The following is a 26,627-nucleotide window of genomic DNA, read 5'->3' as shown; positions in this document are numbered from 1 at the left end:
CTCTATCCACTCTTCTTCAATGAACCTTCTTTTTTCTCTTGTTTCATAACGGTTCCTAATTCTTTTTTTGTAAATACACGTAATTTCAAAATAAAAAACATATATGTCAATCCGCCGATGGCTACACCTAACAACGCTTCAAGCGTCGCGCTTCCTCTATGTTCCGTATTAATTACTAATCCAGACATCTGTAACACACGTGTGAACATCATTAATACAAACCCCATACAGATACCACTAATTACTATCCCTAACATATTTCGCTTATTGATAAGTGACCCTGATACAGCTCTCGTAAGCAACAAACTATTTAATCCAGAGATTATAATTAACGCACATAAAGTCGCAAAAGCTGCACCTTTCACACCAAAATAAGGCATGAATATATAATTTAACCCTAACTTTAAGCAACCTCCAAATACAACAAATAACGCTGGCTTAAACGTTTGCCCTAATCCTTGTAAAATAGAAGCTGTCGTAATTGACAATGAACTAAATAAAATAGATAACGATAAAATAGATAAAACATCTGATCCATCACTGTTTTCAAACAACATAATATTGGTAGGTTGAATAATACAAGTTAGTCCAATAGCTGCTGCAAGTCCAATAACAAATGTTATTTTCATTGCTAACTTTACCTTTTCTTGAATAAAGGAAAGATCTCCTCTTTCCTTCGCCGCTGTAATAATCGGAATAAGTGACAACGAGAAAGAAGTCGTCACAACAGTACCTAATTGCATTAGCGGAATACTTCTATCATAAACACCCTTTAATACCTTTGCATTTTCAGCCTGTTCTCCCGCACCAATAAGTAAGCTGTAAAAGGACACTGAATCAGCCATCTGTATAAAAATAAGCACTAAATTACTAACACAAATCGCTAACCCCTGCCAAAAAAGGATTTTAACTATCTTCCTTTTACCCTTAATTCTCGCTGCACTTTTGAAGAATATAGAACGAAAATCTTGACGCATATACAATATAAGTACAATAATCCCAATAAGTCCACCCGCAATTGAGCCTAACATAGCCCCTGCACCAACTGTATATAAATCAAATCCGTGAGCAATTAGGAATAGTGATAAAAATACAATAATAGAAACTCGAATTGTTTGTTCTATTACTTGCGAAACAGCCGTTGGCATCATATTATTAAATCCTTGAAAATACCCTCTTGCTACAGACAAAAATGGCATCAATAAGAATGAAAATGAAATAACACGTAGTAACTTATCTAAGTGTATATCGCCCATAGCTACCGCAATTGTTTCGGCCCCAAAAAACAATGTAAAGAAGCCTATAAAACCAATTCCTAATAAGAACCAAAAAGATACACAAATAATTTCTTCTGCTTCTTTTTGTTTTCCCCGCTCTAGTCGTTCTGCAACCATTTTCGAAATGATAACAGGAAATCCATAAGTAGCTAAAATTAAACAAAATCCATAAAACGGGTAAATTTGTTGGTAAATATAAAACCCAATATCCCCCGCTATATTTTGATATGGAATACGGTAAAAAGCGCTTAATACTTTTGTAACGAAACTTGCAATCGTTAATATAATAGCCCCACGCCAAAAGGCTTGATACTTCTTCGCTTCCATACAAGAAAACTCCTTTTTCTATTCTCACCTCTCGTATTATATCATAAAGAAAAAAACAAACTCCCTTACCAACACGGGTAATAATGAGTTCCTAAATGTTAAAAATATTCAACGAAAAAAGGTAGCAAAGTGCTACCTTCATTCAATATACATATATCTCCAAATAATTGATTTCTCAAAAAGAAAGATCATAATTAGGAAAGATTGCTACTTCTAAAATCAATATACCCTTACTGTTCCATTTGTTTCGCTAAGAAACTGGCAGCAGTATTAACCGCTTTATGCTCGATCTCGCTTATAATGGCTTCTTTTGAAAAAATAATGACGGCTCCAATCGGATCCCCGTTTGCAACAATCGGTCCAACTGTATAAGAATGAACCTTTTCTGTTACACCATCAATAATGGAAATATCACTTTCATCCGTCATAATAACAGACTTTCGTTCTTCCATCGTTTTTTCAATTAGATCGCCAACACTTTTATTTAAGTATTCTTTTTTCGATACGCCTGATACTGCGATGATAGAATCTCGATCACACACAAGCACATTATGTCCTAAGCTGTCATATAAAGCATCAGCATATTCTTTCGCAAAATCACCTAGCTCACTAATTGGAGAATACTTCTTTAAAATTACCTCTCCATCGCGATCAACAAATATTTCTAGTGGGTCTCCTTCTCGAATACGTAAAGTTCTACGAATTTCCTTCGGGATTACTACCCTGCCTAAATCATCAATTCGACGTACGATTCCAGTTGCTTTCATTCTAATGCTGCCTCACTTTCTACTGATGATCAAAGTGGTGAATTTACCTGTTCATGTAAAAATCACCAACTGTTAGACATAGTATTTTACACATTAGTTCTTCTATGCACGTCGAATTGTATTTTTTTATCTTATTTTAGGCATTTATTACTTCTTTTTTTACATCTGGTAAGCCTTTTAATAAATTTTCAGCAATTGTTAACCACTTCGATGTCTCTAAGCCATTTGTTTTCATAACAATTTTCAATTGTGATCCTTCCATTCCTAAACCGATCATACGTCCAAAACTATTTCCGAGCATGAATAATTTTCCACCATCAATATTTTGACTTGCTTGTTCAGAAAATAGGAATGTTACTTCAAATTTATTCTGCTTAATTAATTCAATTTGTTCTTTCATTGCCAACACTTTAATATTTGCAATTTGTAATAAATAACCAACTTCTTGTGGATAATCGCCAAATCTATCGATCATTTCTTCCTGCAATTCTTCAATATCCTCAATTGCAGAAACACCTCTAAATTGTTTATACATCATAATTTTTTGCTTACTATCTGAAATATAAGCATCTGGTAAGTATGCATCTACCTCTAAGTCAATTTCAACATTAACTATATTTTCAGCCCCATCTGTTCCTCTACGCTGTTCAATTGCATCTTTTAACATTTGCGAATATAGATCAAATCCGACAGAATCAATAAATCCATGCTGTTCTGCCCCTAACAAATTACCTGCTCCACGAATAGATAAATCTCTCATCGCAATTTTGAAACCAGATCCAAGTTCCGTGAACTCTTTAATTGCTTGTAGACGCTTCTCTGCAACCTCTGACAGCACTTTGTCACGTTTATATGCAAAGTATGCATACGCAACACGATTAGAACGTCCAACACGCCCACGAAGCTGATACAACTGTGATAATCCCATACGATCTGCATCAAATACAATTAACGTATTTACATTCGGAATATCTACACCCGTCTCAATAATTGTTGTACTTACAAGAACATCATGCTGTCCTTCTAAAAATGATAGCATAACAGACTCTAATTCGCTTTCGTTCATTTTCCCATGTGCGTACGTTACGCGGGCATCTGGAACTAACATCGAAATTTCATCTGCTTTTCTTTCAATATCCTCTACACGGTTATATAGGAAGTAAACTTGACCACCTCTTGCAAGCTCTCGCTCTATTGCCTCTCGCATTAACGCTGGATTATACTCGACTACATAAGTTTGGACTGGGAAACGATTTTCTGGTGGTGTCTCAATAACAGATAAGTCGCGCACACCAAGCATAGACATATGAAGCGTCCGCGGAATCGGAGTTGCCGTTAATGTTAATACATCAACATTTGCCTTCAATTGTTTAATTTTTTCTTTATGTGTTACACCAAATCTTTGTTCTTCATCAATAATAAGAAGCCCTAAATCTTTATACGTAACATCTTTAGATAAAATACGATGTGTTCCGATTACGATATCTACTGTTCCATCCTTTAAGCCCTTAATTGTTTCATTTTGTTGTTTTCTCGTACGGAATCTACTTAATAAGCCTATATTGATCGGATAATCTTGAAAACGCTCTCGAATTGTTTCATAGTGTTGCTGCGCAAGAATCGTTGTCGGTACTAAAATTGCAACTTGTTTTTCATCCATAATTGCTTTAAATGCCGCACGAATAGCCACTTCAGTCTTTCCATACCCTACGTCACCACAAAGGAGCCTATCCATCGGGCGTCCGCGTTCCATATCTTTTTTAATCTCGTCAATAGAACGTAACTGATCCTCTGTCTCTTGATACGGGAAAGAGGATTCGAACTCTTGTTGTTCTGCCGTATCTGGCGTATATGCATAGCCTTTTGAAGCTTCGCGCTCAGCATATAGTTTAATTAGGTCATCCGCAATGTCTTGTACAGATTTTTCAACTTTCGTTTTAACCTTTTTCCAATCATTACCGCCTAATTTATAAACTTTCGGATCCTTACCTTCAGATCCTACATATTTTTGGACTTGATCAATTTGTTCAATTGGAACGTATAGCTTATCATTACCTTGATATTTAATATTTAAATAATCTTTGTGAACACCATTAATCTCTAATGTCTCAATACCTAAAAATTTACCTATACCATGATTTACGTGAACTACATAATCTCCAACTTTTAATTCCGAATAACTTTTAATACGTTCAGCATTCGATAACTTTTGTTTACGTTGTGATTTTTTAACTTTCTTATGAAAAAGCTCCTTTTCAGTAATGACAACAAGCTTTTGCATCGGCATTTCAAATCCTGCATGTAAATCACCTACAGCAATTTGTAACCTTCCAGGCAATAAGATATCTGTACCTTCTACAATATCTGCCTCAATATCATAATCACTTAAAATATGTTGTAATTTTTTCACACGTTCATCATCTGTTCCAAGTACAACAGTCGTAAAATGTCCTTCATTCCATCTATCAATTTCTGTTTTTAACAAATTCATCTGTCCATGGAAATCTTGCATTGTTTTACATGTTACATTAACAATATTTTGCGGATGTGTGTGTGCGATATGACGCAAGAATAACGTTAAATATACAAAACTTCTTTTTTTATGATGAAGAAACCCCTCGAATGGGTGAGAGAAAGATAAATCTTGAATAATTGTTCCTTCACCAAGAAGTGATATATACCATTCCGCCTCTTCTGTTTCAAGATGCGATGCTGTTTCTTGAATACGCGAAATCTCGTCTAAAATTACAACACCGTCTTCTGGTAAATAATCTATCAGACTAGCAGGTTCTTTATAGAAAATAGATAAGTATTTAAACATCTGTTCTATACTTTGCCCGTTTTTCAACATCTCAATTTCATGACTTACCGTCTCAAGCACTGTAGTCTTTAGTTTATCATCAGAAAGTTTTTGCATCGTCTTAGTTAAACCTTCTTCAAGATGCTGAATTCCTGATTTTAATTCTTCCTGTGAAAATAAAAACTCTGTTGCCGGACCAAACCTAACGCTTTCTTTTTTACCTTGAGAACGCTGTTCATCCACATCAAATAATCGAATAGAATCGACTTCTGTATCAAAGAATTCAATACGAAATGGTAGTTCTTCAGTTAAAGGATAAATATCTAATATTCCCCCACGCAAACTGAACTCCCCTGGAGCTTCTACCATCGACTTACGTTCATAGCCAATATGATGTAAAGTATGCAAGAGCGCATCTAAATCAATCTCTTGCCCTAGATTGATTTCAACTTGCTTTTGCTTCCACAATTCTTTTATTGGTAAAAATCTACGCAATCCTGCCACTGGCGCTACAATGATTCCATTCTCTCCCGCAGCCAAGCGATTTAACACTTCTATACGTTGCGCCTTCAATTCTGGACTTGCAACCCCAATTTCCGATGCTATCAGTTCATTCACTGGATATAGCCACACATCTTTTTCACCAAGTAACGCCACTAAATCTTCATGTACTTTTTGTGCTTGGTATAAGTTATGTGTCACGATTAATTGTGATTTTTTTGTTTTTTTATATAAAGCCGCCATTAATAACGAACGAGAAGACGTTGCCATCCCTGATATAAGTTGTTCTTTTAACCCATCTTCTAATCCATTAATAACCGATTGTATCTCTTCATTTTTATAAAATTGCTCTAATAAACCTATCATTTTTAAAACTCCTCTCAACATAAAGAGCAAGTCATTCTATTTTATGCAAATATTTTGGAAAAGGAAAACAGAAAAATGCTTTGGACATGCCAAAGCGACAACATTTTATTGCAGAAATTTTTCATACTCATAATACTCAGGATAAGATGCGAGCGTTTCTTGACACGATTCACAAATCGTTTTTATATATATATTTCCATTCTCATGAAAATGAATCATTTCTACTACTTCTTGCTCTGTTAGTTGAAATAAAACGTCGCTATATACTTTTTCTGCGTTAATGGAGCCTACATTACCTCCGCAGTGTCTGCAATAATAATACCCTTCCATACTAGCCTCCTAAAAATTCAATTACTACTAGTATGGGTAAAACAAAAGAGAAATATTCCCAATCTCATTTTTAACTATTGAAAGTATTCATGATTTGGAGAAAAGGCTTATTTAGCCACTCTTCACATGCATCCGCTGCTTTTTCAATAGAATGGTTAACATCCGGAATCTCTTCAGATGTAAAGCGTCCTAATACATAATCGACTACCTTCATTCCATTTTTCGGGCGATCGATTCCCATACGGATACGTTGAAATTCTTGTGTTCCTAGGTGCGAAATCGTTGACTTTACACCATTATGTCCACCAGCACTACCTTTCATGCGAAGACGCAATTTACCTACAGGAATGTCCAAATCGTCGTACATAACAACGAAGTCCTCAACATCAATTTTATAATAATCCATGAGTGGACGAATACTTTCCCCAGATAAGTTCATGTATGTTAGCGGCTTTAATAAGATTACCTTTTCTCCATTAACAAACCCTGCACCAAATACACCTTTAAATTTTTGTTCATTCAAAGAAATGTTCCAACGCTTCGCAAGTTCATCAATGGCCATAAATCCAATATTATGCCTTGTTAATTCATATTCTCTACCTGGGTTCCCAAGTCCTACTATCAATTTCATTCTTGTACCACTACTTTCTTTTTTCGATACGAAAAGACGTAACCAATTTTGGTTACGTCTCATTCTATCCAATTAATTGAATAATACACTCACAGATTCTTCTTCGTATACACGAATGATTGCTTCTCCGATTAATGGAGCAACTGAAAGTTCATGTACTTTGTCGATTTTCTTCTCTTCTGGTAATACGATAGAGTTCGTTACAACTAACTCTTTAATATTTGAATTTTGAATACGCTCAATTGCTGGACCAGATAATACTGGGTGTGTACAGCAAGCATATACTTCAGAAGCACCGTTCTCAACAAGAGCGTTTGCTGCTAATGTAATTGTACCAGCTGTATCAATGATGTCATCAATTAAAATCGCTGTTTTACCTTCAATATTACCGATAATGTTCATTACCTCTGATACGTTCGGGCGAGGACGACGCTTATCAATAATAGCGATTGGCGCTTTTAGACGATCTGCCATTTTTCTTGCACGAGTTACACCACCATGGTCAGGAGACACGATTACGATATCTTTAAGACCTTTTGTTTCAAAGTAATCTGAAAGAATCGGTACACCCATTAAGTGGTCGATTGGGATATCAAAGAATCCTTGAATTTGTGGAGCATGTAAATCTAGAGTGATTACACGAGTTGCACCTGCTGTTTCAAGCAAGTTTGCTACAAGTTTCGATGTAATTGGTTCACGAGAACGCGCTTTACGGTCTTGACGCGCATAACCATAGTAAGGAATAACAATATTAATTGTTTTCGCAGATGCACGTTTTAATGCATCAATCATAATAAGTAATTCCATGATATGTTCGTTTACTGGGAAGCTTGTAGATTGAATAATGAATACATCGCAACCACGGATACTTTCTTCAATGTTAATTTGAACTTCTCCATCACTAAAACGATCAACAGAACATTTTCCTAGCCCTACTCCAATATGCTTTGCAATCTGCTCAGCAAGTTCCTTATTAGAGTTTAAAGAGAATACTTTCAAATTAGAATTTAGATATTGAGTCGACATCTAGATTAACCCTCCACATTATGATTTTTTCTTATTCAGCAATTGATCAACATAGTCTTCTTTGTTAACTTGACGTGCACGTGCTACCGATAATGCTTTTGATGGAACATTCTCTGTAATTGTAGAGCCTGCTGCCACATAAGCACCATCTTCAACTGTTACTGGAGCAACAAGGTTTGAATTACATCCAATAAATACCCCATTACCAATCACAGTTTTGAATTTATTCTTACCGTCATAGTTCACCGTAATTGAACCACAACCAAGATTCACGTCTTCTCCAACTTGTGCATCCCCGATATAACTCAAGTGTGAAGCTTTACTTCTATTACCAAAGACAGTTTTTTTGATTTCCACGAAGTTTCCAACGCGTACTTCGTCTCCAATAACTGAATCTGGGCGAATATGTGCAAATGGACCAACCGATACTTCTGTACCAAGCTTACTATCATGTACAGTAGATTGTCGAATTGTCGTACGATCTCCAATTTCACTATCGCGAATTACTGTATGCGGTCCAATTTCACAATCAGAGCCAATTACAGTGTTCCCCTCAATAATTGTTCCTGGATGAAGAACTGTATCACTACCGATAACTGCATCAGCAGAAATATAAGTGTTACTTGGATCAATAATTGTAACACCGTTTACCATGTTCTTTCGGTTGATACGGTTTTTCATAATAATTTCCGCTTGCGATAGAGCGACTCTGTCGTTAACACCTAACGTTTCGTCGAACTGCTCTGTTTGATAAGCTGATACGATATGACCTTCATTTTTTAAAATCTCAATAACATCTGGAAGGTAATATTCACCTTGCACGTTATCATTTGAAACTTTAGAAAGTGAAGCAAATAAAGCCTTATTATCAAAACAATACGTACCTGTATTGATTTCTTTAATAGCTAATTCTTTCTCATTTGCATCTTTATGCTCAACAATCTTTTCAACATGACCATTCTCATTACGAACAATACGGCCATATCCAGCAGGCTCTTCTATGTATGCTGTTAGCACCGTCGCCATTGCTCCTGCTTCTTTATGTTGCTGAAGTAATGCTTCCATTGTTTCAGCAGTTATTAGAGGCGTATCACCACAAATAACTAAAGTTGTTCCTTCTTCATTTGCAAGTACACTTGCAGCTTGATCTACAGCATGTGCTGTACCAAGTTGTTCTGCTTGTAATGCAAATTCACTTACGTTCCCTAGCTGTTCTTGTACCATTTCAGCACCATGTCCAACAACCGTTACAAGTTTCTGCAATCCTAATTGAGATACTTGATCGACTACGTGTTGTACCATAGGTTTTCCACATACAGGATGCAGCACTTTGTATAGCTTAGACTTCATACGTGTGCCTTTACCTGCAGCTAGAATCACTGCAAATCTGTTTGACATATAGACCCTCCATCGCAACCTATTTATCCATTAAAGATATTATCCTAAATCATCATATATTTCAAGAAACACATTTTAACTATTAAATTTTACCATAATTCTTATAAGATGTTTTACTCTTTAGTATCTTTTTTAAGAAATAAGCTATACTATTTAAAATGATTTTGAAAAAATTAGTAGTTTCTTCTTTTTATGTTAATAAATTATGCAGTTTCCAAATATAAAGCAAAAAAAACAAACCCCTGTAAATGCTTACAGGAGTTTGCTACAAAATTATAAGGCTTTTTGTCAAAAGCCCTTTTCATTCGAATTTTACGAAGCACCCGCTTCTTCAAACTCAACCTCTTCTAACTCGCCTAAACGATGATACTCTGTTAAAACCGCATCTTGAATTTTAGAGCGTGTACCAGAATTAATTGGATGTGCAATGTCACGGAACTCTCCATCTGGAGTACGTTTACTTGGCATTGCTACAAATAATCCATTATTACCATCAATTACACGAATATCATGAACAACAAATTCATGGTCTAGAGTAATAGAGGCAATTGCTCTCATGCGGCCTTCTGTGTTTACGCGGCGTAATCTTACGTCAGTCACTTCCATCTTGTGTTCACCACCCTTTTCTAAATAAGCGATATATTTGTATAAATTCCACAAATTTTCTATTTTCCCTTTAATTTTTTAAAAATTTTTAAGATAAAAATTTTTAAAGTAGTTGAATATAGAGATTAGTGGAGGTTATCGCTTACAAAAGGTTACTTAACTAGGGCGATTACTTCAATTTCAACGGAAACATCTTTCGGTAATTTTGCTACTTGCACACAAGATCGAGCTGGTTTATGAGTAGAGAAATAAGAGCTATACACTTCATTCACAGCATTAAAATCATCCATGTCCTTTAAAAATACTGTTGTTTTTACGACTGTATCAAATGAAGCACCTGCTTCCTCTAATACCGCTTGTAAATTTTGAAATACTTGTTCTGTTTGTACTGTTACATCTCCTGTTACAAGCTCCCCATTTGCCGTCAATGGAATTTGTCCTGAGCTATAGAGCATGTTATTTACAATAATCCCCTGTGAATAAGGTCCAATTGCTTGTGGTGCCTTGCTTGTTTGAACAACTTTCATACTTTTCACCCTTTTATTATTTATTTTACTCTTTAAAAATAGTGTACGAAAGGCAGTTTGTCCATCTATTTTATAATCTATAAATAAAATAAAAAAAGATAGAGCTATCTGCTCTATCTTTTATTCCGCCTCTACAAGCCCTTCATCAAATGGCGCAAGAGAATAATTCCCTTTTTCCACTTGAATCGTTTTTTCTTTCACATCAACTTCCGATAGACGAATTAATGATACAAAATTATTAATTAGTCGTTCTTCAATATCTGTGGATTCTACTAATACACCAATACCAACAACATTAGCCTTGAACTCTTCTAACATACTCATCATACCTTGAATTGTTCCGCCAGCTTTCATGAAGTCATCAATAATTAAAACATTCGACCCTTCTGGAAGACTGCGTTTTGCTAACGTCATTGTTTGAATTCGTTTAGAAGAACCCGACACATAGTTAATACTAACAGTCGGACCTTCTGTTACCTTATTATCTTTCCTTGCAATTACAACTGGTACATCTAAGTAATTTGCCACTGCATAAGCAAGTGGAATCCCCTTCGTTGCCACCGTCATAACTGCATCAATTGGTTGCCTAGCAAAAACAGAAGCAAACAAACGACCTGCGCCATTAATATGGCGAGGATTACTCAATAAATCTGTCATGTATAAGTAACCGCCAGGCAAAATACGATCTGGGTTTTCAAATAAGCCACAAAGCTCATCAATAATTAGATCTGCCTCTTCTTCACTTATATACGGTATATATTTCACTCCTCCTGCTGCTCCTGGTATCGTTTGCAATGTGCCGACCCCTTGTTGTTCAAACGTTTGCTTAATAATAACTAAATCTTCACTAATGGAAGACTTAGCCGATTGATACCTTTCAGCAAAAAAAGTGAGAGATACTAGCTGACGAGGGTTTTGTAGCAAGTAATAAGTCATATCGACTAATCTTGTACTTCTTCTAATTTTCATACTCTCACCTCAAATCACGAATATTCTAAACAAATCATAACGTATTATACGTCTTTATTCAAGCGTTTCTCGCTCTCCTAATAAACGTACCGCATAGACTTGTTCACAAAATCCTTTTAATCCGTTATAAATGCGATGCATTCGTGAATCATGGTGTACAAGTCCAAATACAGTTGGACCACTTCCACTCATTAATACAGCATCCGCTCCAAATCGCTTCATCTGTGATTTAATACGGGCAACTTCAGGATGCATTCCAAATGTTACATCTTCTAAAACGTTACCAACAGTATCACAAATTCCTTTATAATCACCAGAATTTATGACATCAACCATTTTATCTACATTCGGATGTGTAACTCGATTTAACTTTAAATTTCCATACACATCAGCAGTAGATACACCTATATGTGGTTTCGCTAAAATAACCCAACAAGAAGGCGGAGTCTTTATATGCTCAATTTTCTCTCCTCTTCCAGTGGCAATTGCTGTGCCTCCGTATACACAGAACGATACATCTGATCCAATTTCTGCGCCAAGCTCTGCTAACTCATCAATTGTAAGCCCTAAATTCCATAATTTATTAAGACCACGTAATGTGGCTGCTGCATCACTACTTCCACCTGCTAATCCAGCTGCTACTGGAATCGTTTTTTCAATAGTAATAGATACACCTTTTTTTACATTAAACTTCTCTTTTAATAATTTCGCTGCCTGATAAGCTAAATTTCGTTGGTCGTCTGGGACATACCGATTATGGGATAAAATTTCAATACGGTCTTCTGCTAATTCCGTTAGTTCTAGACGATCTGCTAAATCAATGGTTGTCATAATCATTTTCACTTCATGATATCCGTCTTGTCTTTTTCCCAGTACATCTAACGACAGATTAATCTTTGCTGGTGCTTTCACTAGTAGCTTCAATCTATTCACCCACTCTATGTACTCAATCTTTTATCGTTTATTTTACCATAAATTTATAGTAAGACGATGACACTTCCCTAATTATAACGAAAAGCATTCAGAATGAAACTACTTATGTAAAATGATGGCACCTTTTAGAGTACAAAAAGCCGAGGAATGTCTCCTCGGCTACCGTAGCATAGAAAGTATCTTACAACTACTGGTTTCGTTTCATTAATTGCTGTTCTGCAATTTCTATAGCACGTTTCACCATGTTACCAGCATCTTTCGCACGAATTCCGCCCCATCCTTCTTTCTGAACAACATCATAAAAGCCAAGCTCTTTTGCTAGCTCTTCTTTAAATTGGTTTGACATGACACCTCTTCGTCTACTCAATGCAGAGTCCCTCCTTATTTTGCTACGGTATAGTTAGTATGCAAAATAATATAGCTTTTCATTTATGGGAATATATGTAATGATATACGGATTATAAAATGACCTCATTATGAGGGTCTCCATAAAATGTTAACTCTACTGTCTCTGTTAAAACATCTGCATAACTATAAGATACACGTTGCAACGCATCTTCTTGTTGATCTAATTGTACAACAAAAACGGAACGGTATGTTTCTGCTAGTACACCTGATTGCTCCACAGTTTTTCTTCTTCCACTATTTGCTTTTAACATAAGTCGCTGTCCAAGATGGTGATCTAATTCGCTTTTAATTTCATCTAAACGTTTTGACATATACTTCGCTACACCTCGCTGTAATTTAGATTGAACACTTAAAGCACGATATATCTATCCTAATTATTAACCGCGATTCACAGCTAATATCATCCTGCGTTTGAATAGATAGAAGAAATACTATATTGTAAAAGTATCATTACGTAGTCTGCACGTTCTTACCTCTTTTTATCCAAATTCATTTAAATCCTTCCATACAAAAAAGCAAGATACATATGTATCCTGCTTACTCTTCGTAATGTTGAAAAGGTAATCCCGTTCGTAAAATCCCTCTCGTTTCAATTCCACCTAGTCCCTTTTCACCAGTAATTGTATTACGTACGACATCCCATACATTGACTCTCTCCATAAATGAAGTAAAACTAATTTTACCAACTACATATACAGGATCTAGTGCATGAATATTAATTCTAGATGGTGAACTAGCGAAATTGGCCCCTGCACGAATTAGTGCCTCAAAATGTGATTGACATGCCCCAGCAAAAATAACAAGTTGATCCAATGATGGATATTTTTTTCGCACTTCACGAACAGCCTGTACAAAATGTCTTGAATGCCTATATGCCGCTAAATCTCCCTTCACTCCTTTTGATTTTGTATATGCATCATGCCCTGTAATAACGAGAATGTCTGGGCGAAAGTGATCTATTAAGTCTACTACTTTTTCATGCATCTCCGTTTCTTTACAATGAATACCTTGAACAGGAACGCCAATTTTATTATATAAATCTAAGCACTTGCGCAAATATAAAGGGTCTCCATCTATATGCAATACACGTCCCGGCATTTGAAAATAATTCACCTCACTTGTGTATCCACCAGTTGAAGTATGTTCATGCCTTTGTTTCATCAGTACATAATCTTGTTGAAACAAACGATACGTGCGCTCCATTGTTTCTTTCTCACGCTTCACCCTTTTTTTATGTTCTCTTTGATCTATACTAATTAAATCTTCAAGTGGCGCATCCGCCACCAGTCTAATTTCCTCTCCAAACAATATAGCTATCTCGCCTTTTATTTCTATAATACGAAAAAGAATATCCCTCTTATGAGAATATCGTTCCACTAATTCTCCAACATGTAAAACCATTCTCCTACCTCCAAACTCATTAGGCCATCTTACCTGTTTTTAAAGTATGAATTTAAAGAGAGAAAGGTGACAAAAGGGACAGTTCAACTTGAACTGTCCCTTTCATATTCTTATGATAATATATGAAGAACTAATGCATTACTTAATGTTGCAAACTCTTCAATAGATAGCGTTTCGCCTCTTCGCTTTGGATCAATTCCTACTTCTGTTAAAATTCGATCCAATAATTCCTTATCTTTCGGGAAACCATTTAAATTATTTGATAAATTATTCATCAAAGTTTTACGGCGCTGTGCGAAACTTGCTCGTACTACTTCAAAAAAGAATGTTTCATCTGTCACCTCTACAACCGGTTTCGGACGCTTTAGAAGGCGAATAATTGCAGAATCAACATTTGGTTGTGGTACAAACACTGTACGCGGTACAGTCATAACTGTTTCAACTTCTGTATAATACTGAATAGCAATCGATAAAGAACCATACTCTTTCGTTCCAGGTTTAGCAGCTAAACGATCTCCAACTTCTTTTTGCATCATAACAACAAATCCACGAACTGGTAACTTTTCTTCAAGCAATTTAAATAAAATTGGCGTTGTAATATAGTATGGTAAGTTAGCTACCACCATTACATCTTGCCCTTCTTCAAATTGCTCATTAAATACTTCATGTACATCTGCTTTTAGTACGTCTTTATTAATAACTGTAACGTTACCATATGGCGCTAACGTCTCATCTAAAATTGGTAATAGTCTTTGATCAATTTCAAAAGCCACTACTTTTTTAGCACGCTTTGCTAATTGCTCTGTTAATGCACCAATACCTGGTCCAATTTCAATTGCACCACTTTCCGAACCAATTTCTGCATGATCGACAATACGATTTAATACATTTGTATCAATTAAAAAGTTTTGTCCTAAACTTTTTTTGAATGAAAATCCATACTTTTCAACAATGTCTTTTGTACGATTTGGCGTTGCGATATCCTTCATTTTTTTTCCTCCTGTATTACTTGCTTATAAGCTTCTGCAAATGATTCCTTTGAAACTTGAAACATCTGTAATCGTTTATGTAACTGTTTTGCATTTGTATAACCAATCTTTAATAGCTTACCCATTCTTTCTCTGCGGCTCTTTGCCATTTCTCCGCCCACTAAGCCTGCATCGACTAAATCACTCCAAATAATTTCACTTGTGTAAGCTTCCATTTCTTCATGTATATTCTCTAGAGCGCGGCGAATCGACTCATTAGAAGCGTGTTCGATCCCAACACCCTTTTTCCTTTTAGCAAGCGCTTCTTCCTTCGGTAAAAAGGCATGCTTACAGCCAGGAACCTTGTCAGAAATAATTTTTCGAATACGCTCTCCAGGATAATCCGGATCTGTGAAAATAATAACGCCCCTTTTTTGCTGCGCTAATTTAACTTGCTCAATAACATGATCACCGATTGCTGAACCGTTCGTTTCAATTGTATCCGCATCAACAGCACGCTTAATCGCAACTGTATCATCTTTACCTTCTACAACGATAATCTCTTTTATTTTCATGCTTGCCTCCACACTCATTTCGTCTCTACTTAGTAAAACAAAAAAATGACGACTTTTCCATTATTATTTTCCCCATTCTTATATTTTAAAAAATAGAATAGAAAAATCTTTGTTCTCTGTCCTTATTGTAACACTTCATCATTCACATTTATTTTCTTCATCACTTCTACTAGTTTTTCTCAAAATAAAAAAGAACAGGTTTCCCCATTCTTTTTTATTCAACACCAAATAAAACTTTTGCATTTTTAGTTGTCATTTCTGCTACTTCCTCATAAGAAATCCCTTTTAAATTCGCAATTTCTTCTGCTACGAGTTTTACATAACTCGGTTCATTTCGTTTCCCTCGAAATGGATGCGGTGTTAAATACGGACAATCCGTCTCTATTAACAATTTCTCTAATGGAATCTCCGTAGCAACCTCTTTCGGCTTCTTAGCGTTTTTAAATGTAACTGGTCCACCTAACGAAATTAAAAAGTTCATATCAACACATCGCTCTGCTACCTCTACACTGCCGCTAAAGCAATGCATAATGCCTCCTACTTCAGCTGCATTCTCTTCTTCTAGAATATCAACAATATCTTGAGTTGCATCGCGGTTATGTATAATAATCGGCAATTTTACTTTTTTCGCTAATGCAATTTGTTTACGGAATACTTCTTTCTGTATTTCTTTTGGAGACTTATCCCAGTGATAATCTAAGCCCATTTCTCCAAGTGCAACGACTTTAGGATGAGAAGCAAGTTCTTCTAACCAAGCTAAATGTTCTTCTGTCATGTCGATTGCATCAACTGGGTGCCACCCAACCGCAGCGTAAATAAAATCATAGGCTTCAGCTAATTCCATCGCCTTTTTTATCGTTACTTCATCAAAACCAACAACAACTGTATAAGTAACTCCCGCTTCTTTCATTCGGGCAATAACCTCTTGCAAATCTCCTTCGAATTGCTCTGCATTCAAATGTGAATGTGTATCAAACAACATAATACATAACTCCTTTTATATTGAAATCAAGTTTATTCTACAAAAATAAGTTCTTTAATAACTTAACGATAACAATACTACAATCTTAATGCAAAAATAGAGAGTGTAAAAAGAAAAAAGACGCTTCACACATGTTACACGTGAAACATCTCTTTTCTTGTCTTAATTACTTGATTTTTGTACCATTTGGTAGATTTTGGTCAATTGATGCTAATGACAATACGCCATTCTCTTCACCCGCTAAAATCATACCTTGCGATAATTCACCGCGTAATTTTACAGGTTTTAAGTTTGTTACACAAATAACCTTTTTACCTTTTAAGTCTTCCGGCGAATAGAATTTTGCAATTCCAGAAACAACTTGACGCTTTTCTGTACCTAAGTCTAGTTGAATTTTTAACAGCTTGTCTGCTTTTTTCACAGGTTCAGCAGATAGTACTTCAGCTACGCGTAATTCTACTTTAAAGAAATCATCAATTGTAATTTCTTCTGCCTTCGGTTCTTCTTCTTTTTTCTCTTCTACTTTAGGAGCAGAGCTTTTCATTTGTTCTTTAATGTACTCTACTTCCACTTCCATTTCTAAACGAGGGAAAATTGGGTTTCCTTTTTCTACTTTTGTTCCAGCTGGAATGCAGCCAATTGTAGATAGACTTTCCCAAGATTTATGAGCTTCATCAGTAAGGCCAAGCTGAGCAAACATCTTGCTTGGTGCTACTGTTAAGAATGGCATAAGCATAATACCTGTTTGACGAAGTACTTCTGCTAAATGAGCCATTACAGAGGCTAACTTTTCACGATCATTCTCATCTTTTGCTAATACCCATGGTTGTGTTTCATCAATATATTTATTCGTACGACTAACTAGTTGCCAAATAGATCCTAACGCTACAGAGAACTCCATATTCTCCATTGCTTCTTCTACTTTTTTCAAAGTATCTTGTGCAAACGCTACTAACGTTTCATCAAATTCCGTCACATTTGCTTTAAATGCAGGGATTTCTCCGTTAAAGTACTTATCAATCATAGCTACTGTACGATTTAATAAATTACCTAAGTCATTTGCTAAGTCGAAATTAATACGCTCCACAAATCCTTCTGGTGTAAATACGCCATCAGATCCAAATGGAACTTCACGAAGTAGGTAATAACGTAATGCATCTAATCCGTAACGATCGATTAATGTAACTGGATCTACTACGTTTCCTTTTGACTTACTCATCTTTCCATCCTTCATTAAAATCCAGCCATGAGCAAAGACTTTCTTCGGAAGAGGTAAATCTAATGCCATTAAAATTATCGGCCAATAAATTGTATGGAAACGAACAATTTCTTTCCCAACTAAATGCACATCTGCAGGCCAGAATTTTTTATATTTCTCTTCATTTGCTGTTCCATAACCTAACGCCGTAATATAGTTAGATAATGCGTCAACCCATACGTAAATAACGTGTTTTGGGTTACCAGGAACACGAACTCCCCAGTCAAATGAAGTACGAGAAACTGCTAAATCTTCTAATCCCGGTTTAATAAAATTATTAATCATTTCATTTTTACGAGACTCCGGCTGAATGAAATGTGGATTATCTTCATAGAACTTTAATAGTCTGTCGACATATTTACCCATTCTAAAGAAATAAGATTCTTCACGAACAAGTTCTACATCATGACCACTATCTGGGCTTTTTCCTCCAACTACTTTGTCGCCTTCCATAATTGGATCTACTAATTGATGCTCTGTATAGAACGTCTCATCTTGTACAGAATACCAACCTTCATATTCATCAAGATAAATGTCACCTTGATCTACTAATTGTTTAAAGATTTTTTCGACAACATCTTTATGACGATCTTCAGTTGTACGAATAAAATCATCATAAGAAATATCCATCTTCTCCCAAAGCTCTTTAATTCCTGCAACAATGTTATCAACATATGCCTGTGGCGTAATATTTAACTCTTCTGCTTTCTTTTGGATCTTCTGTCCATGTTCATCAGTTCCTGTTAAATAATGCACATTATAACCTTGCATACGCTTATATCGTGCCATCGCATCTCCTGCTACTGTCGTATAAGCATGTCCAATGTGTAATTTTCCACTTGGATAATAAATTGGGGTAGTAATATAAAAGGACTTATTTTCCTCTGTCATTGTTTTGGACCTCCCGAATAACCTCATATGTATTTATAAACAGTATATCAAAAACTCATATATAAAGTGAAACTTTAATCAGTAGGGTTTTTGTTCCTCCCCACTAATTATTAGCCTACGTTAATTGGGCTTTTACGAGCAGCCCAAATCTAACTTATCTTCTTTACGCCAACCTAATTTTCAATTTAGGTCTTAATGCTCAATATCTTTATCATCTATTGCTCATATTTCAAAAAAATATACAATATCCACTTTTAATTTATTATTTTTTCAGAAAATAATGTAAATAATTGTGGAATTTCCTCTCAATCTATTATATATAAGAAATAAGAAATCTATAAATCTTTTTAAAAAATATAGAATTTAAGAATTGACGGAAATGTAAATGATTGGTATCATATGTCCATAGGGTATTTTGTCGAAAAATGACGAATCTAAAAATAGACTCGAAACTTATAAACTATTTATTTAGGAGGAAAAAAATTATGAAATCTACTGGTATTGTTCGTAAAGTTGATGAATTAGGTCGTGTAGTAATTCCAATCGAATTACGCCGTACTTTAGGTATTGCAGAAAAGGACGCTCTTGAAATCTATGTTGATGACGAAAAAATCATCTTAAAGAAATATAAACCAAACATGACTTGCCAAGTAACTGGTGAAGTATCTGACGGTAACCTTTCTTTAGCTGAAGGTAAAATCATCTTAAGCAAAGAAGGCGCTGAGCAAATCTTAAACGAACTTCAAGATTATATCGAAACAGCAAAATAAGCTTCTCAATTATGAGAAGCTTATTTTTTATCGACATGATAGATTTGATATACATCTCTTTTCGACAAATCTCGATCTTTAGCGACTGTTTTAATCGCTTCTTTTGAATTCATACTTTTTTCATTTATATAATATTCAATATGATCATATACCGAAAGAGATTCCCACCATTGTTCTTCTGGATCAGGTTCTTCTGTTGAACCAGCTACTAAAATACAAAACTCACCACGTACTTCATTTTGCTTCGTCCACTCAATTGCTTCTTCGATTGTTCCTCGAATAAATTCCTCAAATTTTTTCGTTAACTCTCGACATAATACAATCTCTCTATTTCCCAACACTTCCTGCATCGAAATTAAAGTATCATCTAAACGATGAGGTGCTTCATAAAACATCATTGTAGTTTGTACATAACGAAGCTTTTCTAACTCCATCTTCCGTTCCTTTTTGTTTCTCTGCAAGAAACCATAGAAATAAAACTGCTTTGTTTCAAGACCGGATGCAATTAATGCTGTAAGGGCTGCATTTGCTCCAGGAAGCGGAATTACATGATATTGCTCAGCTACTGCCTCAACGACAATATCGTAACCTGGATCAGAAATACACGGCATACCAGCGTCACTAACAAGTGCTACATTCTTTCCATCCTCTAATTTCTCTAATAGTTTCTTCCCACTTACTTCTTTATTGTGCTCATGATAACTCGTGACAGGTGTTTCAATTTCAAAATAATTACAAAGTTTTTTCGTTTGTCTCGTATCTTCAGCAGCAATTAAATCAACTTCTTTTAAAATTCGGATTGCACGAAATGTCATATCTTCTAGATTTCCAATAGGAGTTGGTACTAAATATAAAACTCCTTTTTCATTTTGTTGAAAGCTTTTTTGTTGCCACATAGCGTTCTCCTTTTTGCATATATGCCTCTTTTTGTTTTCTCGTTAATTGCTTAAAGTAATACTCCGCTTGCATAGCTGTACGCTTATCATCGTGGGTCTCTACATATTTTAAAACGACAGGAAGCCTGACGCGTGTATACTTAGCCCCTTTGCCGCTATTATGAGTCTGAATTCTCTTTTCTATATGGTTTGTATATCCAGCATAATAACTTCCATCAGAGCACTCTACCACATAAAAAAAGTGCTTATTCTTCTCCATATAAAATTGAACGTAGCTCCTTTGTATATTCGTTATTGTTCTCATATACAACGAGAGGCGGTAAAATTTTCAAATCTGCATTTCCATCCTTAATTCCTTCAATTAACAATGTATTTGCTTCTTTTCCAACCTTAGGATAAACAAATTGCACACGCTTTGGTTCAATTTTATATTTACGCATTAATGTGACAATGTCTAGTAATCGCCCTGGACGATGTACAAACGCTACTTTCCCACCTTGTTTTACTAACTGACTACTTGCAGATACAACATCTTCTAATGTACACATAATTTCATGACGAGCTATCGCTAAATGTTCATTCATATTTTTCTCTGAAGTTTGAGGTGTTTGAAAATATGGTGGATTACATGTAACAACATCATATTGATGACGTCCAAGTTTCTCTGGCATATCTTTCAAATCTCCATGTATGAGGTGAATTCTTTCTTCCAACCCATTGTATTGAACACTTCTTACTCCCATATCATATAAGCGTTCTTGAATTTCCACACCAGTAATATTTCCTTTTGTTCTTGTACTTAATAGAAGGGGAACAACCGCGTTACCTGTACACAAATCAAGTAAATTCCCCTTTTGAATTGGTACCCATGCAAAATCTGCGAGTAAAACGGCATCTAAAGAAAAATTAAATACTGATGGGCTTTGTATAATCTTCATGTCTTGTGCTAATAAGTAATCTAAACGTTCATCTTCATATAAATTCATATACTGCTCCTTTTCTTACCCTTAACCTACCCTATTTCATGTATAAAAAATTACCTTTCCAATTATAATTGGAAAGGTAATTTCACTTTTTATTTAAGAATGAAAGACAGAACAAACAATCTCCCTCTTTACGTACACTTCCATAATGTAGATTGCAAATATGAAAACCTTCTTGATATAGTCTCGCTAAATTGTCATAGCCTTCACCAATATCTGTTTTCGGCTTCACTTCTTTACGTTTTTGAGTTTTTTGTTTTTCTTTATTCTGCACTTCTTCAAAACGGTGTCGCAAATTGTTATTTTCCATTTTTATATGCTGGTTTTCTTCCAACAACTCTGCAAGATGCTGTTTTAACTCTCCCAACTGTTTATATAAATGTCCAATTTGCTCTTCCATACTAGAAACCGATTCAAAAATATCTTTTTTCTCCACAAGCACCCACCTCATTAATCTGTGGTTTGACTCGAAACGACCCCTTTATTCACTAACTCATCTAACGTATATTCTACTATCCGTTCCTTGTCTACTAGTTCCACTTGAATTAATCTTTCTAAAATATTTAATCCGATAACACGGCCAGTACCATGCGGGGTTTGTATACGTTGATCTAAATCAGGAAGTTGTTCCTTTGCTGCCTCATATTCATCATTCTCATATTTTAAGCAACACATTAAGCGACCACATAAACCAGAGATTTTTGCAGGATTTAATGATAAATTTTGATCCTTTGCCATTTTAATGGATACAGGTTCAAAATCCCCTAAAAAAGTAGAACAACAAAGCATACGACCACATGGACCAATACCACCTAGCATCTTCGCTTCATCACGAACACCAATTTGTCTTAGTTCAATTCTTGTTCTAAAAATTGCGGCTAAGTCCTTCACTAGTTCGCGGAAATCGATCCGACCATCCGCAGTAAAATAGAAAATAATCTTATTACGATCGAATGTATACTCTACATCTACAAGTTTCATATCAAGATTATGCTCTACTACCTTTTGTTGACAGACTTGATATGCTTCTTTGGCAGCATGTTTGTTCTCTTCAACAATGGTACGATCATTTTCATTTGCAATACGAATAACCTTTTTTAGCGGTAATACAACATCGTTTTCATCAACTTGTTTTTTGGTAATAACTACTTTTCCGTATTCAATACCTCTTACCGTTTCTACAATGACAAACTCATTTTCAGAGATATCGAACTGGTTTGGATCAAAGTAATATACCTTTCCGGCCTTCTTAAAGCGAACACCTACTACATCATACAAAACGGTCATCCCTCCTGCAACCGCAACACTAACTGTTCGAACACAAGCTGCGCATTTACATTAGCGTTGATTCTATTTTTTGCCTCTAATATATTAAAGAGAGCTGATACAATGCGCTTCTGAGCATAGGAAAACGATTCAAACATCTCTTTCTGCTCATGAAAAACAAGACGATCTTCTTCTCCAAGTTGAACATATAATAAATCCTTATAAATAAGGAGTAACATATCTAAACCTTGCTGTAATTGTTCTTTCTCTCCAAAGTGTTTTCCCCATTTTTCTTGTACAAAAAAAATAGAGGTTTTATCTTTTTCGAGCGCTTCACATAATTTTATCACTAAAGCTCGTGCTTGTGCAAACCATTCATCACTACATAAAGCTAAAGCTTCATCAAAACTATTTGTAAGTTGAGCAGCAAGTGTCGATAAAGATGCTGTAATCCCTTCATCCTGTAATCTTCTAATTAAAGATTCCGTAGGTAACGGTCTAAACGTAACAACTTGGCAGCGAGATAAAATCGTATTTAAAATTTGATGACTTTGTTCAGTAAGTAAAATAGCAGTTGTATCACTACTTGGTTCTTCTAAAAATTTCAAAAGTGTATTTGCCGCATTTGCTGTCATACGATCTGCGTGCTCAATAATATATATTTTTTTATTTGCCTCTAATCCTGTTTTGGAAAACTCTTCTTGTAAATCATGAATTTGCTGCTTCTTAATAGATAATCCGTCTGGTTTTACAATATGTAAGTTAGGGTGGTTACCTGAATCAATTCGCTTACAGTTTGTACATACATGGCAGGGCTCTACTCCATTCCGCTCAGAACAGAGGAAACTCTTTGCCATTTGAATTGCTGTCGCAAACTTTCCTGTCCCTTTCCCTCCCTCTAACAAGTAAGCGTGGGATATACGCTCTTTTGCAATGCTATTCATCAACATTTTTACACCGATGGGTTGTATAGCAGAAAGCTGCTCCCACGTCTTCGTCATAATGCATACCTCACTTATTTCATTCTTTCCTTCTATTATAACAATTTATCTTCTATAATCTGAACAACTTCTTCTATAAGTTTTTCCATCGGTTGATCAGCATTTACCAATACAATACGATCCGAGAAACGTTCTACAACTTGTAAATACCCTTCGCGCACACGTTTATGGAAAGAGATATCTTCCATATCTAGTCGATTTACTTCACGTCCTGCATCTTTTTCAATCCGAGCCAAACCAACCTCAGGCTCAATGTCTAGATAAATTGTTAAACTAGGCATACAGTCCTCTGTTGCGAAACGATTTATTTCAAATACCTTATCCATACCCAATCCTCTTGCATAGCCTTGGTATGCTAAAGAGCTATCTATAAAACGATCACATAACACGAGGTAGTTCTCATTAAGTGCTGGCATAACTTTTTCTACTAAATGTTGTCTGCGCGCAGCAGCATAAAGAAGCGCTTCTGTACGTGCTTCCATCATCGTATATTCTTGTTTATGTAAAATCGTCCTAATATCCTCAGAAATTGCAATACCGCCTGGTTCCCTTGTCGCCATTACCTTCTGTGCTTTTTGTTCAAAATATGGCAATAAGCTTTTAATTAACGTTGTTTTACCTGAACCTTCTGGGCCCTCAATTGTTACAAATAATCCCTTCATCCTAAAACCTACTTTCTATATCATACACTTTCATATATTTCGTATTACCTTGAAAACGAGCTCCTGCTCTTTCTAAATACATAATTTGCTCTTTATGCTCTGAAGTAATTCTCTCTCCATACATAATTAATGGAATTCCAGGTGGATACGGAATCACCATTTCCGCCGCTATCATTCCAACAGCCTCTTCTATAGATACTATCTTTGTTTCATATCCGTCTAGTTGTTTATACGTATACGGTAAAAGAGAGAATTCACCATTATAAGTATAACGAATAGATTCCCTGTTGTCTTTCACCTCATAATGTTGCAATGCTACTCGGATCATCTCTATAACCTTCATATATCCCTCATTTACTTGTAAGGGTAAAATAAATAGGACATTGTACGGATCAGCCATCTCTGTATATATACCGACCTTTTCAAATACAGACTGTAATTCGTACCCTGATAACTGACAACGAGTTTGTACGGTGACCTTTAACTCATCTTGCAACGGATATTCTAAAATGGTGATTTGGGGAATAGAACGTAATTGTTCCTTAAATCTTCGTAAAAACTCAACAATTTCACTGTGACCTTCTTCTTTTATACGCGCCATTGTAAAGCGTGCTATATCCAAGGAAGCCATAATTGGATACGATGGACTACTAGATTGTAGCATACTTAAATAAGTAGTAACCTTATCTTCGTCTACTAAATGACTATTTATATGTAAATAGGAACCCATTGTCATTGCGTGTAATGTTTTATGTGCAGAATGAACTACAATATCTGCACCATATGTTAATGCTGACTTCGGAAATGGTTCTCCCAAACATAGATGTGCCCCATGTGCCTCATCTACCAAAACAGGGATTTTATGTGCATGTGCAAAAGCGATGCTTGCCTCTAGATCCATCCCCATACCATAATAATTAGGATGCGTTAAAATAAGTGCTTTCGCATTTGGATACTTTCCAATTGCGTTCTTAATAATTTCATTACGAACTCCCACTGGTACGTTATAAGCTTCATCAATCCATGGATCTAAAAAAATGGGATTTGCTCCCGCAAGTTTTAAACCATTAATAATTGATTTATGACAATTTCTTTGTACAAGAACAATATCATGTTCCCCGCAACAAGACAAAATCATTGCTAAGTTCCCGACTGTTGAACCATTAATTAAAAAATAACTTCTCTTTGTATTATAAACTTCAGCCAATAATTGTTGTGCCTCATCTATACATTCAAACGGACTATGCAAATCATCTAGTCCTGCTAATTCAGTTACATCAATAGATAGAATACCTTTAAACTCTCTTATTGCCTCCTGAGGGAAGTTTAAACCATTCTTATGACCAGGAACATGAAAGGATAACGGCCCTCTTTCTTTAAACTCTATTAACGCCTCATATAAAGGCATACGATTTTGATTCATCTACATCTCTTCCTTATTATTCATTCTCTATCTATTATACAGAACAAAAAAAATAATAGGCATATGCCTATTTAAAAATATGATACTTCTAATTTTCGAAGCTGCTTTAAATAATATATATATTTCGGATCATCTGTCTCTGTATTCACCATATCCTTTTCACATTCATGGCATATTAAATTATTATAAACATATATACCTTCTTTTCTTTTTGTCTCACAAACAATACAAACTTCACTTTGTAATTTCATAATCTTCCCTCCCTATTTAAGTGAACCTATTTTATACTTCTAATCCTTAACAATTTACAGAAAAATATACACCCATCTTTTATATAATATGATTAACTCTTGGGCAACGTGTTTGTATTTCCATTACTTCTTTCCCATTCTTTTTAACAATACAAAAAAACACAAGTCAAATGACTTGTGTTTTTAGTTGCTTGGCGACGTCCTACTCTCACAGGGACAAGGTCCCAACTACCATCGGCGCTAGAGAGCTTAACTTCCGTGTTCGGTATGGGAACGGGTGTGACCTCTCTGCCATCATCACCAAACTATGAAGGCATATTCCTTCAAAACTAGATAACATTGCTACATATTATATGGTTAAGTCCTCGATCTATTAGTATTCGTCAGCTCCACATGTCACCATGCTTCCACCTCGAACCTATCAACCTGATCAT

Annotated in this window: 28 protein-coding genes and 1 rRNA gene; 1 reads left to right on the top strand and 28 read right to left on the bottom strand. The window is 35.5% G+C overall.

Features of this window, described 5'->3' with window-relative positions; genetic code table 11:
• Positions 1 to 2: 2 nt before the first annotated feature.
• The 18 genes from MR136_RS27345 to metG all read right to left on the bottom strand — a co-directional run bounded on the left by MR136_RS27345 (position 3) and on the right by metG (position 18,941).
• A complete protein-coding gene (locus MR136_RS27345) occupies positions 3 to 1,604 on the bottom strand; it encodes a putative polysaccharide biosynthesis protein (RefSeq protein WP_103621431.1) in 1,602 nt (533 codons plus the stop codon).
• Positions 1,605 to 1,834: 230 nt separating this feature from the next.
• Complete coding sequence (spoVT, locus tag MR136_RS27340; RefSeq protein WP_000648302.1) at positions 1,835 to 2,371, bottom strand: stage V sporulation protein T; 537 nt, start codon at positions 2,369 to 2,371, stop codon at positions 1,835 to 1,837.
• 136 nt (positions 2,372 to 2,507) lie between these two features.
• Positions 2,508 to 6,038: a transcription-repair coupling factor gene (gene mfd / locus MR136_RS27335; RefSeq protein ID WP_000579688.1), complete on the bottom strand. Its 3,531-nt coding sequence runs from the start codon at positions 6,036 to 6,038 to the stop codon at positions 2,508 to 2,510.
• Between the two features lie 105 nt (positions 6,039 to 6,143).
• Positions 6,144 to 6,368 carry an anti-sigma-F factor Fin family protein gene (locus MR136_RS27330; RefSeq protein WP_000399438.1) on the bottom strand — a complete coding sequence of 75 codons (225 nt, stop codon included), beginning with the start codon at positions 6,366 to 6,368 and terminating at the stop codon, positions 6,144 to 6,146.
• 70 nt (positions 6,369 to 6,438) lie between these two features.
• Positions 6,439 to 6,999: an aminoacyl-tRNA hydrolase gene (pth, locus tag MR136_RS27325; protein WP_000767702.1), complete on the bottom strand. Its 561-nt coding sequence runs from the start codon at positions 6,997 to 6,999 to the stop codon at positions 6,439 to 6,441.
• Positions 7,000 to 7,071: 72 nt separating this feature from the next.
• On the bottom strand, positions 7,072 to 8,025 hold the full coding sequence (locus MR136_RS27320; RefSeq protein ID WP_000107420.1) for a ribose-phosphate diphosphokinase: 954 nt from the start codon (positions 8,023 to 8,025) through the stop codon (positions 7,072 to 7,074).
• 18 nt (positions 8,026 to 8,043) lie between these two features.
• Positions 8,044 to 9,423 carry a bifunctional UDP-N-acetylglucosamine diphosphorylase/glucosamine-1-phosphate N-acetyltransferase GlmU gene (gene glmU / locus MR136_RS27315; protein ID WP_000071041.1) on the bottom strand — a complete coding sequence of 460 codons (1,380 nt, stop codon included), beginning with the start codon at positions 9,421 to 9,423 and terminating at the stop codon, positions 8,044 to 8,046.
• A 312-nt stretch (positions 9,424 to 9,735) separates the two neighbouring features.
• On the bottom strand, positions 9,736 to 10,029 hold the full coding sequence (gene spoVG / locus MR136_RS27310; protein ID WP_000454041.1) for a septation regulator SpoVG: 294 nt from the start codon (positions 10,027 to 10,029) through the stop codon (positions 9,736 to 9,738).
• A gap of 152 nt (positions 10,030 to 10,181) precedes the next feature.
• Positions 10,182 to 10,556 carry a RidA family protein gene (locus tag MR136_RS27305; protein ID WP_017674247.1) on the bottom strand — a complete coding sequence of 125 codons (375 nt, stop codon included), beginning with the start codon at positions 10,554 to 10,556 and terminating at the stop codon, positions 10,182 to 10,184.
• Between the two features lie 120 nt (positions 10,557 to 10,676).
• Positions 10,677 to 11,525: a pur operon repressor gene (gene purR, locus MR136_RS27300; RefSeq protein ID WP_000702466.1), complete on the bottom strand. Its 849-nt coding sequence runs from the start codon at positions 11,523 to 11,525 to the stop codon at positions 10,677 to 10,679.
• Between the two features lie 54 nt (positions 11,526 to 11,579).
• The gene (gene ispE, locus MR136_RS27295; protein WP_000772104.1) at positions 11,580 to 12,449 is read right to left on the bottom strand and encodes a 4-(cytidine 5'-diphospho)-2-C-methyl-D-erythritol kinase; all 870 of its coding nucleotides are present in this window, start codon (positions 12,447 to 12,449) and stop codon (positions 11,580 to 11,582) included.
• 196 nt (positions 12,450 to 12,645) lie between these two features.
• Entirely contained in the window at positions 12,646 to 12,825 is a 180-nt protein-coding gene (gene sspF / locus MR136_RS27290) for an acid-soluble spore protein SspF (RefSeq protein WP_002094215.1), read from the bottom strand.
• A gap of 91 nt (positions 12,826 to 12,916) precedes the next feature.
• On the bottom strand, positions 12,917 to 13,177 hold the full coding sequence (gene veg / locus MR136_RS27285; protein ID WP_000044347.1) for a biofilm formation stimulator Veg: 261 nt from the start codon (positions 13,175 to 13,177) through the stop codon (positions 12,917 to 12,919).
• Positions 13,178 to 13,403: 226 nt separating this feature from the next.
• Positions 13,404 to 14,267 carry a sporulation peptidase YabG gene (gene yabG, locus MR136_RS27280; RefSeq protein WP_000242868.1) on the bottom strand — a complete coding sequence of 288 codons (864 nt, stop codon included), beginning with the start codon at positions 14,265 to 14,267 and terminating at the stop codon, positions 13,404 to 13,406.
• Between the two features lie 110 nt (positions 14,268 to 14,377).
• A complete protein-coding gene (gene rsmA / locus MR136_RS27275; RefSeq protein ID WP_242259698.1) occupies positions 14,378 to 15,256 on the bottom strand; it encodes a 16S rRNA (adenine(1518)-N(6)/adenine(1519)-N(6))-dimethyltransferase RsmA in 879 nt (292 codons plus the stop codon).
• Positions 15,253 to 15,810 carry a ribonuclease M5 gene (rnmV, locus tag MR136_RS27270; protein ID WP_017674246.1) on the bottom strand — a complete coding sequence of 186 codons (558 nt, stop codon included), beginning with the start codon at positions 15,808 to 15,810 and terminating at the stop codon, positions 15,253 to 15,255. Before rnmV ends, rsmA begins: the two co-directional genes overlap by 4 nt.
• 214 nt (positions 15,811 to 16,024) lie before the next feature.
• A complete protein-coding gene (locus MR136_RS27265; protein WP_000895851.1) occupies positions 16,025 to 16,792 on the bottom strand; it encodes a TatD family hydrolase in 768 nt (255 codons plus the stop codon).
• Between the two features lie 166 nt (positions 16,793 to 16,958).
• Complete coding sequence (gene metG, locus MR136_RS27260; protein WP_000134132.1) at positions 16,959 to 18,941, bottom strand: methionine--tRNA ligase; 1,983 nt, start codon at positions 18,939 to 18,941, stop codon at positions 16,959 to 16,961.
• Between the two features lie 485 nt (positions 18,942 to 19,426).
• Between metG and MR136_RS27255 the strand changes: the two genes are divergently transcribed.
• A complete protein-coding gene (locus MR136_RS27255) occupies positions 19,427 to 19,711 on the top strand; it encodes an AbrB/MazE/SpoVT family DNA-binding domain-containing protein (protein WP_000843036.1) in 285 nt (94 codons plus the stop codon).
• A gap of 20 nt (positions 19,712 to 19,731) precedes the next feature.
• On the opposite strand, the gene rsmI is transcribed toward MR136_RS27255, so the two are convergent.
• From rsmI to rrf, 10 genes are all read right to left on the bottom strand, one after another.
• Positions 19,732 to 20,607, bottom strand: a complete 876-nt coding sequence (rsmI, locus tag MR136_RS27250; RefSeq protein WP_242259697.1) for a 16S rRNA (cytidine(1402)-2'-O)-methyltransferase — start codon at positions 20,605 to 20,607, stop codon at positions 19,732 to 19,734.
• Positions 20,576 to 20,866, bottom strand: a complete 291-nt coding sequence (locus MR136_RS27245) for a GIY-YIG nuclease family protein (RefSeq protein WP_000414350.1) — start codon at positions 20,864 to 20,866, stop codon at positions 20,576 to 20,578. The genes rsmI and MR136_RS27245 overlap by 32 nt, the downstream gene beginning before the upstream one ends.
• Positions 20,853 to 21,593, bottom strand: coding sequence for a tRNA1(Val) (adenine(37)-N6)-methyltransferase (locus MR136_RS27240; RefSeq protein ID WP_001055366.1), 741 nt, complete (start codon positions 21,591 to 21,593; stop codon positions 20,853 to 20,855). Before MR136_RS27240 ends, MR136_RS27245 begins: the two co-directional genes overlap by 14 nt.
• 82 nt (positions 21,594 to 21,675) lie before the next feature.
• The gene (gene yabA / locus MR136_RS27235; RefSeq protein WP_000412063.1) at positions 21,676 to 22,026 is read right to left on the bottom strand and encodes a DNA replication initiation control protein YabA; all 351 of its coding nucleotides are present in this window, start codon (positions 22,024 to 22,026) and stop codon (positions 21,676 to 21,678) included.
• A 14-nt stretch (positions 22,027 to 22,040) separates the two neighbouring features.
• A complete protein-coding gene (locus tag MR136_RS27230) occupies positions 22,041 to 22,868 on the bottom strand; it encodes a PSP1 domain-containing protein (protein WP_000272429.1) in 828 nt (275 codons plus the stop codon).
• A gap of 5 nt (positions 22,869 to 22,873) precedes the next feature.
• Complete coding sequence (holB, locus tag MR136_RS27225; RefSeq protein ID WP_000169561.1) at positions 22,874 to 23,857, bottom strand: DNA polymerase III subunit delta'; 984 nt, start codon at positions 23,855 to 23,857, stop codon at positions 22,874 to 22,876.
• 35 nt (positions 23,858 to 23,892) lie between these two features.
• Complete coding sequence (tmk, locus tag MR136_RS27220) at positions 23,893 to 24,519, bottom strand: dTMP kinase (protein WP_000677218.1); 627 nt, start codon at positions 24,517 to 24,519, stop codon at positions 23,893 to 23,895.
• Between the two features lies 1 nt (position 24,520).
• The gene (locus MR136_RS27215) at positions 24,521 to 25,942 is read right to left on the bottom strand and encodes an aminotransferase class I/II-fold pyridoxal phosphate-dependent enzyme (protein ID WP_017674245.1); all 1,422 of its coding nucleotides are present in this window, start codon (positions 25,940 to 25,942) and stop codon (positions 24,521 to 24,523) included.
• A 71-nt stretch (positions 25,943 to 26,013) separates the two neighbouring features.
• The gene (locus MR136_RS27210; protein WP_000776278.1) at positions 26,014 to 26,193 is read right to left on the bottom strand and encodes a sigma factor G inhibitor Gin; all 180 of its coding nucleotides are present in this window, start codon (positions 26,191 to 26,193) and stop codon (positions 26,014 to 26,016) included.
• A 189-nt stretch (positions 26,194 to 26,382) separates the two neighbouring features.
• Positions 26,383 to 26,498: ribosomal RNA gene (gene rrf / locus MR136_RS27205) — 5S ribosomal RNA — on the bottom strand.
• Positions 26,499 to 26,627 lie beyond the last annotated feature (129 nt).

Origin of the sequence: Bacillus cereus group sp. BfR-BA-01311 (assembly GCF_022664295.1) — a bacterium.
In the GTDB taxonomy this organism is placed as follows: Bacteria; Bacillota; Bacilli; order Bacillales; family Bacillaceae_G; genus Bacillus_A; species Bacillus_A cereus.
Note: the sequence above shows the minus strand (reverse complement) of the source record. Positions and strands in the feature narration are given on the sequence as shown.